The 12,874-nt window shown below is 42.7% G+C and carries 13 protein-coding genes, 2 tRNA genes and 1 pseudogene; 1 reads left to right on the forward strand and 15 read right to left on the reverse strand.

Features of this window, described 5'->3' with window-relative positions; translation table 11 throughout:
• Positions 1-7: 7 nt before the first annotated feature.
• Positions 8-847: a 3'-5' exonuclease gene (locus NYG90_RS09615; protein ID WP_115011841.1), complete on the forward strand. Its 840-nt coding sequence runs from the start codon at positions 8-10 to the stop codon at positions 845-847.
• Here the strand turns inward: NYG90_RS09615 and tilS are convergent.
• The 15 genes and pseudogenes from tilS to NYG90_RS09690 all read right to left on the reverse strand — a co-directional run bounded on the left by tilS (position 828) and on the right by NYG90_RS09690 (position 12,800).
• Complete coding sequence (gene tilS, locus NYG90_RS09620; RefSeq protein WP_285257670.1) at positions 828-1,964, reverse strand: tRNA lysidine(34) synthetase TilS; 1,137 nt, start codon at positions 1,962-1,964, stop codon at positions 828-830. The two genes, NYG90_RS09615 and tilS, sit on opposite strands and share 20 nt — an antisense overlap.
• Before the next feature lie 49 nt (positions 1,965-2,013).
• Positions 2,014-2,100 (reverse strand) — tRNA-Leu (locus NYG90_RS09625).
• Positions 2,101-2,110: 10 nt separating this feature from the next.
• Positions 2,111-2,195, reverse strand: a tRNA-Leu gene (locus NYG90_RS09630).
• Positions 2,196-2,218: 23 nt separating this feature from the next.
• Positions 2,219-2,584: a F0F1 ATP synthase subunit C gene (locus NYG90_RS09635; RefSeq protein ID WP_115011843.1), complete on the reverse strand. Its 366-nt coding sequence runs from the start codon at positions 2,582-2,584 to the stop codon at positions 2,219-2,221.
• Positions 2,585-2,687: 103 nt separating this feature from the next.
• Positions 2,688-4,739, reverse strand: a complete 2,052-nt coding sequence (locus NYG90_RS09640) for a polyribonucleotide nucleotidyltransferase (RefSeq protein ID WP_285264987.1) — start codon at positions 4,737-4,739, stop codon at positions 2,688-2,690.
• Complete coding sequence (locus tag NYG90_RS09645; protein WP_285257672.1) at positions 4,739-5,434, reverse strand: phosphoribosyltransferase; 696 nt, start codon at positions 5,432-5,434, stop codon at positions 4,739-4,741. Before NYG90_RS09645 ends, NYG90_RS09640 begins: the two co-directional genes overlap by 1 nt.
• Positions 5,435-5,700: 266 nt before the next feature.
• Positions 5,701-6,306, reverse strand: a pseudogene (locus NYG90_RS09650) (1-acylglycerol-3-phosphate O-acyltransferase); the annotation flags it as partial.
• Positions 6,293-7,507 carry a hypothetical protein gene (locus tag NYG90_RS09655; protein WP_115011847.1) on the reverse strand — a complete coding sequence of 405 codons (1,215 nt, stop codon included), beginning with the start codon at positions 7,505-7,507 and terminating at the stop codon, positions 6,293-6,295. The gene NYG90_RS09655 and the pseudogene NYG90_RS09650, both read right to left, overlap by 14 nt.
• 1 nt (position 7,508) lies before the next feature.
• Positions 7,509-8,231 carry a phosphoribosylformylglycinamidine synthase subunit PurQ gene (gene purQ / locus NYG90_RS09660; protein ID WP_115011848.1) on the reverse strand — a complete coding sequence of 241 codons (723 nt, stop codon included), beginning with the start codon at positions 8,229-8,231 and terminating at the stop codon, positions 7,509-7,511.
• Between the two features lie 9 nt (positions 8,232-8,240).
• Positions 8,241-8,498, reverse strand: coding sequence for a phosphoribosylformylglycinamidine synthase subunit PurS (purS, locus tag NYG90_RS09665; protein ID WP_285257674.1), 258 nt, complete (start codon positions 8,496-8,498; stop codon positions 8,241-8,243).
• Between the two features lie 27 nt (positions 8,499-8,525).
• Positions 8,526-9,248: a phosphoribosylaminoimidazolesuccinocarboxamide synthase gene (purC, locus tag NYG90_RS09670; RefSeq protein ID WP_285257675.1), complete on the reverse strand. Its 723-nt coding sequence runs from the start codon at positions 9,246-9,248 to the stop codon at positions 8,526-8,528.
• Between the two features lie 25 nt (positions 9,249-9,273).
• Positions 9,274-10,620 (reverse strand): S41 family peptidase, encoded by a 1,347-nt coding sequence (locus NYG90_RS09675; protein WP_434062742.1) that lies wholly within the window; start codon positions 10,618-10,620, stop codon positions 9,274-9,276.
• Positions 10,621-10,783: 163 nt separating this feature from the next.
• Entirely contained in the window at positions 10,784-11,098 is a 315-nt protein-coding gene (locus tag NYG90_RS09680) for a thioredoxin family protein (protein WP_285264988.1), read from the reverse strand.
• An 81-nt stretch (positions 11,099-11,179) separates the two neighbouring features.
• Entirely contained in the window at positions 11,180-12,244 is a 1,065-nt protein-coding gene (locus NYG90_RS09685; protein WP_285257676.1) for an ATP-binding protein, read from the reverse strand.
• 1 nt (position 12,245) lies between these two features.
• Positions 12,246-12,800 carry a hypothetical protein gene (locus NYG90_RS09690; protein ID WP_285257677.1) on the reverse strand — a complete coding sequence of 185 codons (555 nt, stop codon included), beginning with the start codon at positions 12,798-12,800 and terminating at the stop codon, positions 12,246-12,248.
• Positions 12,801-12,874: the final 74 nt, after the last annotated feature.

A 12,874-nucleotide genomic window follows, 5' to 3' on the forward strand; every position in this document is an offset into this window, starting at 1 on the left:
GTAAGAGATGATTTGTGTATTTGACATAGAAACAATCCCAGATGTAGCACAAATTGCACAAGCATATAATTTGGATGGCAAGAGTGCTTTGGAGATTTGCACATATGCCTTTAATGCACAATTAGAAAAGAGTGGTAGCACATTTTTACCGCTTTATTGGCATAGGGTGATTGCGATTTCAAGTGTGGTGTGTGATGATTATGGGAAGTTTGCTAAGGTGGGGAGCTTTGGCAAGAGTGCTAGCGAGAATCTAGTCTATGATGAAGCAGGGATTGATAAGCTAGAGCAGTGCTTGATAGAGGAGTTTTTGCAATTTTTAAATACCAAAGAGCCTAGGCTTGTGAGCTTTAATGGCAGGGGATTTGATATGCCTGTGCTGCTGCTTAGGGCTATGCGCTATAACTGCAGCGCGTTTAGATTCTTTGAGGCGCAAAATTACGCGCGGACAAAAAGCAAATGGGAAAATTATCGCGCGAGATATAGTGAATATTGGCATACGGATTTGCTGGATTCTCTGGGGAATTTCGGCTCTACGCGTGCGCTCACGCTTGATGGCGTGTGTAAAATGCTTGGGATTGTGGGGAAATATGATGTGAGTGGTGGTGATGTGTATGAGCTATTTTATAAGCAAAAAGCCCTTGATGTGATCAATCATTATTGCCAAAGCGATGTGCTAAATACTTATTGGCTGTATTTGAAGTATGCGATATTAAAGGGAGAATTGCAGAGTGAAGAGTATGGGGTGATATTAGAAGATTTTGCTAGCAAGCTAGATTCTAATGCACCTTATGCAAGAGTATTTAAAGAGCAAATTGCTTGTGAGATCACTAAGTTACAGGGCTTATGAAGGCATTGGCAATGCGCTCCTTGCATTGTGCTAGCGATAGGGACTCTTGCAGGCTATAAGCATACAAGCTTGGACGCAATCTTTTAGGGATATGTAGTTTGCGGAATTGGTCTTTGACTTGTTTGGGTAGGGTGATACTGGTGTATTTGGTGATAAGAATAGCAAAGGGATAGCTCGTGCTAGGAAAATGCTCTATGCAGAATCTAGCTTTTTGCTGGGCTTTGGTATGTGTAAAAGGCGGATTCTGGCTTGCTCGCTGCTTGCTCGCTGTATAAATCTCACAAGAAAAATGTGTGCGTATAATTTCTTCTCGCTGTTTGCTTGAGAGCACATAGCCCTGTGTCTTTAACGCATTGGCGATATGGTGGATTGCTTGGTGTGTGTCAAAAGCATAAATACCGATAAAATAACTATGCTTAGTAAGGAAGAATCCACCTTGATAGAGAGAATCTTTTTCTTTGCTAAGGATTTTTAAGCTTTGCTGCAATCCCTTGCCGTAACGCTGGATTAGCTCGGTGGCAAAATGTGTGCGGATAAAGTTGCGCTCATAGGCTGGGTTGGTGTTTGTGCTATCTACAAAAAACTTTAACCCCCTGCTTGTGCAGTAGTTGAGAATATCTTGCTTATAGCACCAAAGTAATGGACGGATAATGGGGTAGGGCGTGGATTTTGGGGTTTCTTGTGTGCTTTGTGGATAATACCAAGCAATCTCTTCAAAGCCAAGTAGCCCAGCGATACCGCTGCCCTTGCCAAGTCGTAGTAGTAACCATTCAATACGATCGTTGAAATTATGCGCTAGCAAAAGCCCGGAGTAGCTGTATTTAGCAATTAGCGTGCTAAAAAACTTGTAGCGAAATTGTCGTGCTTGTGCTTCAAAATTACTAGAAAAAACAGGGGCTTTAGTTTGAAAGCATTGTTTATCGTGTAGTGTGGCAAGCTCTTTGGCATAGGCGGTCTCTTCTTTGCTTTGTGTGCGCACGCCATAATCCACAATAGCAATGTCAAAATCAATATGCTTTTCAAGTAGATAAAAAAATAGTGCGACAGAATCTGCTCCGCCAGAAAATCCAAGCAGAAATTTGCCATTGTGTAAGATGGGGTTGCATAAAGCCTGCATAAGCAATCTTTGATAGATTTATATTGTAGAAATAAGTGTAAAACATCTATGGTGCCGAAGGTCGGACTCGAACCGACACAAGGTCGCCCTTACTAGATTTTGAGTCTAGCGCGTCTACCAGTTTCACCACTTCGGCATTTTGTGAATGGTGCGCTGAGCGAGACTTGAACTCGCACGGGTCGCCCCGCCACCCCCTCAAGATGGTGTGTCTACCAATTCCACCACCAGCGCATACCCTGCATAAGCAGGGGAAATTAGCCTAAAAGAGCTTTGAATGCTTCAACGATCATTTTAGATTCTGGTAGGAATGGATTCCCATAGATTGCAATGATCGCAAAAACAAGCGTATAGATAACTTGCGCTTCAATAAGTGCTAGTGCGATAAACATTGTCCCAAGAAGCTTGCCGCCAATACCCGGATTTCTCGCGGTCCCAGAAATTGTAGCTGCTGCTGCATTTCCCATACCGATTGCTCCACCAAGTGCAGCAATACCAAGACCAATAACACCACCAGCTACAGAAAGAGCAAGTAAAAGTGATAGATCACTACCGCTAAACACACTCTCACCAGCGAATGCAAACGCTACAAAACCAAAACACAAAACAAGTAAAGCTTTCATTGTTTCTCCTTAAAAATTTTTGCCACCTTTCGGATCTGTCCCCTACTCGCGCGGTCAAATAGGAATTTATTATCGCAGAAACTAGCTAAAAACTAGCTAAAAACTAGCACAAAATAAGCTCTATCTTGCCTTTTGGATTCCCAGCTATGGCGCAGCGTATAATATCTCCTTCGCGGAAAAACTGCCCCAAAGGCTGCATAGTTTGCGGGATTTTACTAATATGCAAAAGCCCATCGTTGCCTCTAGGTAGGGAGATAAACACGCCAAAATCCATAATACGCTTAATGGTGCCATCAACTTCTTCGCCAATTTCATAATGCGCATTTGGGCTAACAAGCTGGGTAATAAATGCTTTGGCATTTTGGAGATTTTGCGCACAATCTGCTTGGATACAGATCCTTTCATTTTCTCGTTCAATATCAATGCTAACCTTAAACCGCTCGATAATATCTTTGATCACCTTGCCACCCTGCCCAATAATATCTGGGATCTTATGGCTAGGGATAGAGAGATACTCGCTTTTGGGGAGCAAATGTGTATGGGGGATAATGGCTTGTGCGGCTTGCTCCATTTGCTCTAAAATGTGGATTCTAGCGCGTTTTGCTTGGTGGAGTGCATCGTGTAAAATATCTGGGCTAATACCCCCTAGCTTAATATCCATTTGCATAGCAGTGATGGCGTGCTTGGTGCCTGCGATTTTAAAGTCCATATCGCCATCGTGATCTTCTAGTCCCATAATATCCGTAAGCACAGCATATTGCTTGCCATCAATCACAAGCCCCATTGCTACGCCTGCGACAAGGGGATTATCTAAGCCACACGCGCGTAAGGCAAGAGAGCCGCCGCACACACTTGCCATAGAGCTTGAGCCGTTGGATTCTAGGATTTCAGAGACTAGGCGGATTGTGTGTTTGGTGGGTGGGATATTGGATTCTAGGGCTTTTTTGGCAAGATTGCCGTGCCCTAACTCTCTGCGCCCCACACCTCCTATCATACTTGCCTCTCCCACACTAAAGCCCGGAAAATTGTAGTGGAACATAAATCGCTCCTTGCCCCCACCGCTAAGGTCTTCTTGTATTTGCGCATCGTTTTCACTGCCTAGCGTGCAAACTACCAGAGCTTGTGTCTGCCCTCTAGTAAAAAGCGCGCTAGAATGCGCACAAGGCAAGACATTTGTCTCTATGCTAATTGGGCGAACTTCTTCTAGACCTCTGCCATCAGCGCGTCTATGTTCTTGCAAGATCATCGCACGCACTTGGTGTTTTTTATACAGCCCGAGCATATCATAGATGGATTCTAGCTCCCAAATGGGGTTTTTGGCATAAATATCTTTAGCTAGAGATTCTAGCTCGCTATTGCGCTCACTCTTGCTCATTTGCGTAATGGCTTGGCGCACATCATTGCTATAATGTGTAGCAATATGCTCATAAATATGTGGGTGGGTTTTGGTAAGTGCTAGTGGCAGTGGCTTTGGGCTAGATTTATGGGGGATAAGTTTTGCTTCATATTGTGTGCAATCTGCTTGGATTGTCTGCTTGGCTAGTGCTATGGCAGCCATTAGCTCATCTTCTGTCAAGCTCTCATCGCTTCCTTTCATCTCTATCATCAAAATATCCCCCTTGCTCCCAGCTACATAGAGATCAAGACTGGATTCTAGCATTGCTTGTTTGTCGTGATTGATTACAAAGCTGCCTTGGACCTTACCGATACGCACGCTACTCACAGGTGGGATAAAATCCAGCGAGCTAAGGAGTAGGGCATTTGCTGCAGCGTGCAAGGCGCATACTTGCAAATCACTTATGCCATCATAGCTTAGCACAAGGATTGTGATTTGCGTGGGGTAGCGATAGCCTACGGGAAAAAGTGGGCGCAAGGTGCGATCAATAATGCGCGAGGTGAGTGTCTCAAACTCACTGGGCTTGCCTTCTCGCTTGATAAATCCGCCCGGGATCTTGCGCACAGCATAGGATTTGTGGATATATTGCACAACAAGTGGGAGAAAATCATCATCAGTAGGTATCTCATCGACAGCGACACTTGCGAGCAAGATTGTCCCACCAGAGCGATACCACACGCTTCCACACGCTTGCCTAGCGACATAATCAAGCTTGTATTGTTCGGTGAGATTTGTTAATGCCAAGTCAATTTGGTGCATTATGATCCTTTTTGTATGAGGTTTGGTTTGGCGATGTATTTATCCATAATAGTTAGGGCTTCTTCTTCGCTTATGGGGTCTAGGCTTTTGTAGTAGTGGCTTGTGGAGACAAAGTATCTAGGCTTATAGACAGCCACTAGCGCATCACTTGTGCGGGATAAAATTGTAGCAATATCATAGGGTATAGTAGGGCTTAAGACATAGATGCTTTTTGCCTTTTTTTGGATACAAGTTTTGATGGCTAGATCCATTGTGATGCCTGTCTCTACACCTTGATCGATTAAGAAGACATTTTTTTGCCCTAGCTCGCTCAAGGTCGCACCCTTGCGGAATTTATAGATTCTAGGGAGAATGATCTCCTCATAAGCCCTTTTGGCTTCTCCATAGACATAATCAAGCGAAATACCAAAAGAATCAATCAGTGGCTCATTGATGATTAAATCCATATTTTCACTCACTGTTGCAATCTCACATTCATTATTAGCAGGAGCAATAACAGGTGCGCAAAAAAGCATATCAAGCCCAGAATCCAGCTTGCTAGCAAGCCTATCGGCTAAAAATAGTCCCGCAAAGCTTGTAGATAGCACAATGCTATTATCGTGGGCAAGATGGTGATTGATAAGCTCATCATAAAGCTTTAAAAACGCTTCTTCCCTATCTTCAAAGCACACAAGGTTTTTTTGATCATTTTCCATAGCGTGCCTTATGATTGCTTGTTAAGCTCGTGATAATGCTGGATATAGACCTCTTGCATACATTGCTGCAGCTCTTCATACCACGATTCTAGTGGCTCAATGGAGTCTTGGCTTTGGGTAGAATCTTGCTGCGAGATGAAGTAGCTAGAGTGTGGGTCATAGATTGGATATAGTCCTTTGCTTTTCTTCGCACCAGCTTTGGCGTTATTGTAGGAGTCTATATTGTGGTAAAAAACTTGTTTGCTTGGGTGCTCATTGATATAAAATGGCTTAAGCAGCACCATCCTAGCGACATTGCTCGTGGCTTCAATGGGAGATGAATTGTAGATTTTGCGCGTGTTGATAAGCACGATGGGCTGGATTTTTAGCTTGAATTTTTCTGCGATGATTTTTGCGCCGGGCTTAAAGGATAAGAAACGCTCTTTGCCCTTGCTGCGCGTGCCTTCGGGGAAGATTACAATGGGGCGATTTTGGGCGAGCTTTTGCTTGATCGCTTGTAGCAGTGCGACAAGCCCGCGCTTATCATCTCTGTCAATAAGGATCATTTCCGGTCCTGTGAGTGCATAGCCATAAAATGGAATCTCGCCCAATTGCTTTTTGGCAACCCAGCAGATATTGCGCGGGTGGTAGGCTTCAAGGCATAAAATATCCGCGACACTTTGGTGATTCATAATAATTAGCTCGGCTTCTTTATCAAAATCGCCTAGCTGCTCAAGCGTGATATTTGCGTAGGTGAAGAATCGATAGCAAGATTTTCTAGCATTGCGTGCGTTGTTGGTCTTGCGATTTAAGTAAATAAAGCAAATAATAATCGCCAGTCCAATGCCGATTAAGACAACTTCGTATATGCCCTTGATTCTAGTGCGCATCATCTTTCCTTATCCAGCCTATGGCTTCTTTGGGTGTGATGATTTTATAATACTCGCCGTGCTCGCCAATGATTTTAATACGCATAGCCTCGCTTGTAGTCTCAAGCAAAGTGGAGTTATGTGTAGGTAGAATCCAAATATTCGTCTGGGCTTGCAAAGTGGCGGTTTTGGTATAGAAGAGATAGTAGAGTAGATATATCGCTATAATCACACCAAGTGCGAGCCATATCTTACGCAAGCGTTTGGAGAAAAAGGCTAAGACAAAGCAGCTAATGGCAACCCCACCGATAAACAATGCCCAATACATTAGATAAGTGTTTTTAGGCTTTAGGTTCTCTTGTGTCGTTACGCCATCAGCAGTAGGCACGATGGGGATGCGGATTTGCTCGAAGCGGTTTGTTTGGGTGGAGAAGTATTCAAATAAGAGATGCTGCATACTTTTTGGCACGACTGCATAAAAAATCGCTTTAGATTCTAGAGGACCAAAGCTTGATCGCTCAATACCCTGTTTGTCGATTTCTGGGATCTTGAAGTCCTCTAGATTTGCATTTTTGGCGATGAGTTCAAAGGCGATAAGATTGCCTTGATCATCATAGGACTTGGCTTTATAAATCCCTAGGCGCAAGTCTTCTCCCACGACACCGGCGTAGTTTTTGTTTTGATACAAATCCGTAGCATTAAGCACGATAGGATCGCTTGTAGCCACATCAATATATGATCCATCGCTTGCGATTGCAGAGACTTCAAAAGCTGGGATTTTGGCATTTTGGGATTTGATTTTGAAAAGATAGGTGATCTCATAGGTTTTTTGTAAGCTTTGTGCCGTGCTAGAATCTAGCTCAACTTCTTGCCACGCTTGATTTGGATTCTCTAAGGCTATGGCATTGGTCGAGGTTTTTTCTTTGAAAGAGCTTTGATTTAACGAGGCATTATTGAAAAACAGCACGCGATAGGTGATAGGGATCCTCTGCCCGACATAAAGCGTAGAGCTTAAAGTGGATTCTGGTGTGATATTTTGCAAGTGGAGAATCTGCTCTGTGCTGTTGTTAGGGCGGATAAAGGCTTCTTGCGTGCTAGGCTCGCTAGAATCTGCAAATGACTCTAGGAGATTAGATTCTATGATATTAGAATCTAAAGTAGGCTCTGCATAAAGAGTGCATAGCAATAGCAGTGAGAGTGCAGGTGCAAGATATATGCGTAACATTCTAGCCCTTATAGATGGATTCTAGCATTGCTATGCCTTGTGCATTTTGCGTTGGCTTTGGGGGGATCTGCGTGCTGTAGCTATGGCGAATGTCAGCATATCTAGCGCGTTTGTATAGCATTTTTTCACACGCTCTCTCTGGGTGGGGCATAAGCCCGAAAATATTTTTGTCCTTATTGCAAATGCCCGCGATAGAATCCACAGAGCCATTGAGATTATCCACATAGCGCAAGAGAATCTGCCCAGATTCTTGCATTTGTCCTAGGCTGTCTTCATCGATATGGTATCGCCCATCAGCGTGTGCGATAGGAAGAGCGATGAGGTCATCTTGCTTATGTGGGCGCAAGAAAGCATTGTCTGTGTTTGCTATGCGTAAAGGGGTTGTTTTAGAGATGAAGTGGAGATTGTGATTGCGCATAAGTGCGCCGGGCAGAAGCTTGGCTTCGGTTAGGATTTGAAAGCCATTGCAAATACCCAGAATCCGCCCGCCATTTTCACCAAATGCTTTAATAGCTTTCATTATCGGTGCAAACCGCGCGATCGCCCCACTGCGCAAGTAATCTCCATAGCTAAAGCCTCCGGCTAAGATGACAAGCTTTGTGTCTTTAGGCAAAGATGTGTCTTTGTGCCAGATGATGGCACTTGGAATGCGCAAGAGCTTTTCATAGATATAGTGCATATCAAACTCACAATTTGTCCCAGCAAAACGCACGATACTTACCATAGTGGGTCCTTATGCTTGAGATGTGTTTGTGCTATCAAGGATTTGCACCTCATACTCTTCTATCACAGGATTAGCAAGCAGATCTTTGGCGATTTGCTGTGCGATTTGCTCGCAATGTTGATTTTGTGCGAATTCTAAGATGATTTGCTTTTTTACCACGACTTGCGCTACTTGTGGGAATCCAAGTGATTCTATGGCGTGATGGATAGCTTTTGCCTGTGGGTCTAGGACACCATTTTTTAGGGATATTGTAACTTTTGCTTGCATTGTCTTTCCTTGAAACTATTGCTTGAATTATGAAAAATTGTTTTGTATGCGTCTTAGCACTTCTTCATACGCACCTTTTAGATCTCCTAAATCCTGCCTAAAGCGATCTTTATCAAGCTTTTGGTTTGTCTGCTTATCCCAAAGCCGACAGCTATCTGGAGATATTTCATCAGCTAGGATAATTTCACCTTGTGCATTTCTGCCAAATTCAAGCTTAAAATCCACAAGCTTTAAGCCCCTTTGATCGAAGAAATCTCGCAAGATCGCGTTGATTTTACGCGCTTGATCGCGCAAGAAGCTTAGGTCGTTTTCATCATCAACAATGCCTAAAATCTTGCAATGCTCATCGTTGATGATTGGGTCATTTAGCGCATCATCTTTATAGTAAAACTCCACAAGTGTAAAGGGCAGCACTAATCCATCTTCTATGCCTAGTCTCTTGCTCAAGGAGCCTGTGGCGATATTGCGCACGACAACTTCAATGGGGATTATCTGCACTTTTTGGCAGAGCATTGTTGTGGAGCTAAGAGATTGGATAAAGTGGCTTTTTATACCTTTTTGCGCAAGTAGGTTAAAGAGTATGCTACTAATTAGGCAATTTAGCGCACCTTTGCCATCTTCACTACTGCGTTTTTGTGCATTAAATGCAGTAAGATCATCTTTAAACTCTGCGATGACTTCATTGGGATTTTCTGTGGCAAAGAGTTTTTTACCCTTGCCTTCATAAAGCAGTGCTTGTTGTGTTAGCATAGATTCTCCTTTGGTGTGTGGTGGGCTACTTTTTGGGCTTGTCTTGTGTCTTTGCAGAATCTAATATCCCCCACGCCCTTAGCGCATCAATGGCGGATTTGAGCTGAATATCATTAGAAATATCCGCATTTGTAATGTTCTTTTGATTTTCAGGCGATGATTTTTCATCGGATTTTGACTCAGTATTATCAAGTTTTTGCAATTCGTTTTGTAAGTGATTGCGCAAGTCTGCTTCTTTAATCTCAAATCCCCCTTCGCTTTGTGGCACAACGCCTGGATATACGACAATATCAGGCTTCACGCCTACGGCTTGTATCGTGCGCCCGCTTGGGAGATAGTATTTAGCTGTAGTGAGCTTGATCGCTTCAGTAGCATTGATTGGAATCACGATTTGCACACTGCCTTTGCCAAAGGTTTCTTCTCCTATGATGATTGCACGATGATGATCTTGCAATGCACCAGAGACAATCTCGCTAGCACTTGCTGTCCCGCCATTGACAAGCACGACAATAGGGAGCTTGCTATAAGGGGCTTTGCCATTTGCATTGTAGATGATGTTTTCTTCTTTGATTTTGCCTTTTTGGGAGACGATCACGCCGCTTTTGATAAAGAGATTAGATAAATCAACCGCTTGGTCTAGCAATCCTCCCGGATTATTACGCAAATCAAGCACAAGTCCTTTTATCCCATTATGTTCTTTTAGTGCTTGCTTGACGCTTTGGGCGACATTTTTGTCAAAGGAATTAACCCGCACATAGAGATAAGGCGTATTATCAATAGTCTTGGCATAGACTGATTTTACTTTGATTATATCGCGCATTAAGGTAAAGACTAGAGGCTTACTCTCGCCTTTGCGCACAACGGTTATGGTGATTTGTGTTTTTGGCTTTCCACGCATAAGATTGACTGCATCATCGATACTCATACCAATGGTGCTTTGGTCTTCAATTTTTAAGATCACATCGCCACTTTTTAGCCCAGCTTTGTGTGCCGGAGTGCCTTCTAAAGGCGCGATGATGGTAAGCGCACCATCTTTTAGCCCAACGGTAATCCCAAGCCCACCAAACTCGCCTTCGGTTTGAGTTTTTAGCTCTTTGTATTTTTTCTCGCTAAGATATTCGCTATGGGCATCAAGATTAGCGATAAGCCCATCGATGGCTTTGTTGATCAAGCTATCAATAGGCACATCATCAACATAGTAAGATTCTATCGTAGCAATGGCTTGCGCAAGCCTATCATAAGCTTGCGCTCGCTGCTTTTTTGTATCTACTTTTTGCGGTGAGTCATCTTTGGCAAGTGCTGTGAGACTTCCAAAAGCAAGAAACACACTAAAAAATGCGATCCCTATACCTAAAAAGAAATTTCTACTCATAATATAACCTTAAAATACTAGTCTTAAATCTCTAAGATCTGCTACGCCAGCCCCACGCCGGCAAGATATAAGCAAACAAGAGAATCTAGTCTAATGGGAGGAATTTGCTTTAAAAAATCGGCATTTTATCTAAAAAAGTCCAAAATACTTATGAAATATTGCTCTATGCTTGCAACAAGGCTTGGATCATTTGCTCTATGGTATGCAAACTATCTGGCTCAACTAGTCGCTCTAGGACTTCTTGCCCATTTTTATAAAATATCAAAGTAGGGATTCTGCGTATGGCAAGCTCCTGCTTTAAATCTTGGCTTGCATCAAAATCAAGCAAGATAAAATCCACTTGTGGATATTTGGATTCTAAGGTTTGCATTATAGGCTCGATTTTGCGGCAGTCTAGACACCAAGGCGCGCTCATCTCTACTATACATAGTTGAGATTTTATCAGTTCAGCGAAGTTTTGTTTTGTAGCTAGCTTCATAGTTATCCTTAATGTTGTTGGTGTGAATGGCTTTAAGCACTTCATAAATCTTACAACGATGAAGTAAATTTATAGCGACTATTATTTATAGCCACAAAGATAATCTAATCCAAAATCAATAAAACTCATAGCGCGATATGTGCCTAAATGCGAGGTGGTTTGGGGGATGGCAGTATCTATGCTGATAAATATACACTCTTTATACATTGCCCCTGCTTTGGAGAGTTTAGATTCTATTAGGGCTTGATTGGGAAAAGGCGTGGCAAAGAGTGCTGTGCCTTGCAAGATAAAATCACAAGTATCATCATAGGTTATTGCTAAAGATTTGTGTAAGAGCTCACAGGCGATCATATTTTCAAAAATCGCTTGGAAGCTTGGCGTGGGGGAGATCGCATAGGGTAGGGCGAAGTTATAGAAGTAGAGCTTGGATTCTTTGCCATTTTTGTGTGTGAGCGTGAAGACCACTTGGTCATCTAAGAGAGTTTGCACAAAGGCATATATTTTGTCTTTGGAGATTTTTTGCTGCTGTTTAAGTAGGCAAAATGCATTGTGTGTCTTAAATGGCTTTGCTTGATAGTGGAGCAAAAATGCCAGAATACTTGTGTCTTGCTTGGCATAGAGCAGGGTGATTTCTTGTATCCTTTGGATACGCTTATGTTCTGGCATTAGGGCGATTTCTGGGAGATTGCCTTCTTTGAGAAAGCTGGCAAATATGGATTCTAGGCGATTACCTTTGCTAAAAGATACATACTCCTCAAAGCTCAAAGCCCGCACACAATGAGTATGAAAGCTTGCACGGATAGATTCTGATATATGGGTGATTTTTGTAGTGATTAGGATAATATTTGGGTGGCTTGGGATTGTGATCTCTGGGAGATAGTTGTCAATAATTAGCACACCAAATTTTTTCTCTAAAAATAGCTTTAGCAGGGAGGCTTGCGCTCTTTCTTTATGTAGGCGCAAATCCGCACAATCTACTAGAATCTGGTGCTTGTAGCTACGCGCTAGATCAAGGGCTAATGCGCTCTTGCCACATTTGGGCGCGCCATATAGGAGCAGCCTATCTTGTTTGGGGGTATTTGAGCGCGGAAATATGCTAAAGCCCTTGTTTTTCTCCTCGTAAGCTTTGGCAAAATCTATCATCACTCTAGTCGTGCTTACTCTTTGCGTTGTTGCGCAAAATTAATTGTCTAATTTCTTCAAAACGCGCGTGCAAATGCGGGTCTGTGGCGTGATTGATAAACACACCATTTGCTGGCTCATCAAAGTGGCTTGCTATGGGTTTTTGAGAAGTGGGGTGCTGAAGAATATGTCTAGGCACATAGCCAGAGATTTGGACATTTTGCATAAAGTTTTGCATTGATGTCTCTTCAATGCTTGCTAAAAAGGCTTTAAAAGTATCAGGATAGGATTTTAAACAATACATAATGTCTTTTTTTTTATAATGATTAAAGTTATAGGCGTGGCTTGGGTGATTGAAGCAAAAGAGCAGTTTAGGTGGATTGTAGGAGATCGCTAGAAGTCCTTTTTGCATATCAGCTGGCAAGACATATTTAAGCTTCTCTAGATTCTCCCTAGAGTGCAGACGACTAGCAAGCGTGCTGTTGTTAGCAAAAAAAGAGGTGATGACTTGATGAATGGTTTTCATAGGTTGATTGTAGCATATTTTCTTATGCTCCTTATGCAGGGGTGTGGATTTCAAGGAGATCCTTACTATGGTGATCCTAGCACGGCAACAAGGTTTAATGATTTATCTGTTTTGGAAAATAAAATCGA

The sequence above is a fragment of the Helicobacter zhangjianzhongii genome (assembly GCF_030249855.1).
Classification (GTDB): Bacteria; Campylobacterota; Campylobacteria; order Campylobacterales; family Helicobacteraceae; genus Helicobacter_B; species Helicobacter_B zhangjianzhongii.

What these genes read in the sequence shown, in the direction of transcription:
- NYG90_RS09615 (WP_115011841.1), top strand. Translation starts at nt 8, where the DNA reads ATGATTTGTGTATTTGACATAGAAACAATCCCAGATGTAGCACAAATT.
- tilS (WP_285257670.1), bottom strand. Translation starts at nt 1,964, where the DNA reads ATGCAGGCTTTATGCAACCCCATCTTACACAATGGCAAATTTCTGCTT.
- NYG90_RS09635 (WP_115011843.1), bottom strand. Translation starts at nt 2,584, where the DNA reads ATGAAAGCTTTACTTGTTTTGTGTTTTGGTTTTGTAGCGTTTGCATTC.
- NYG90_RS09640 (WP_285264987.1), bottom strand. Translation starts at nt 4,739, where the DNA reads ATGCACCAAATTGACTTGGCATTAACAAATCTCACCGAACAATACAAG.
- NYG90_RS09645 (WP_285257672.1), bottom strand. Translation starts at nt 5,434, where the DNA reads ATGGAAAATGATCAAAAAAACCTTGTGTGCTTTGAAGATAGGGAAGAA.
- NYG90_RS09655 (WP_115011847.1), bottom strand. Translation starts at nt 7,507, where the DNA reads ATGTTACGCATATATCTTGCACCTGCACTCTCACTGCTATTGCTATGC.
- purQ (WP_115011848.1), bottom strand. Translation starts at nt 8,231, where the DNA reads ATGGTAAGTATCGTGCGTTTTGCTGGGACAAATTGTGAGTTTGATATG.
- purS (WP_285257674.1), bottom strand. Translation starts at nt 8,498, where the DNA reads ATGCAAGCAAAAGTTACAATATCCCTAAAAAATGGTGTCCTAGACCCA.
- purC (WP_285257675.1), bottom strand. Translation starts at nt 9,248, where the DNA reads ATGCTAACACAACAAGCACTGCTTTATGAAGGCAAGGGTAAAAAACTC.
- NYG90_RS09675 (WP_434062742.1), bottom strand. Translation starts at nt 10,620, where the DNA reads ATGAGTAGAAATTTCTTTTTAGGTATAGGGATCGCATTTTTTAGTGTG.
- NYG90_RS09680 (WP_285264988.1), bottom strand. Translation starts at nt 11,098, where the DNA reads ATGAAGCTAGCTACAAAACAAAACTTCGCTGAACTGATAAAATCTCAA.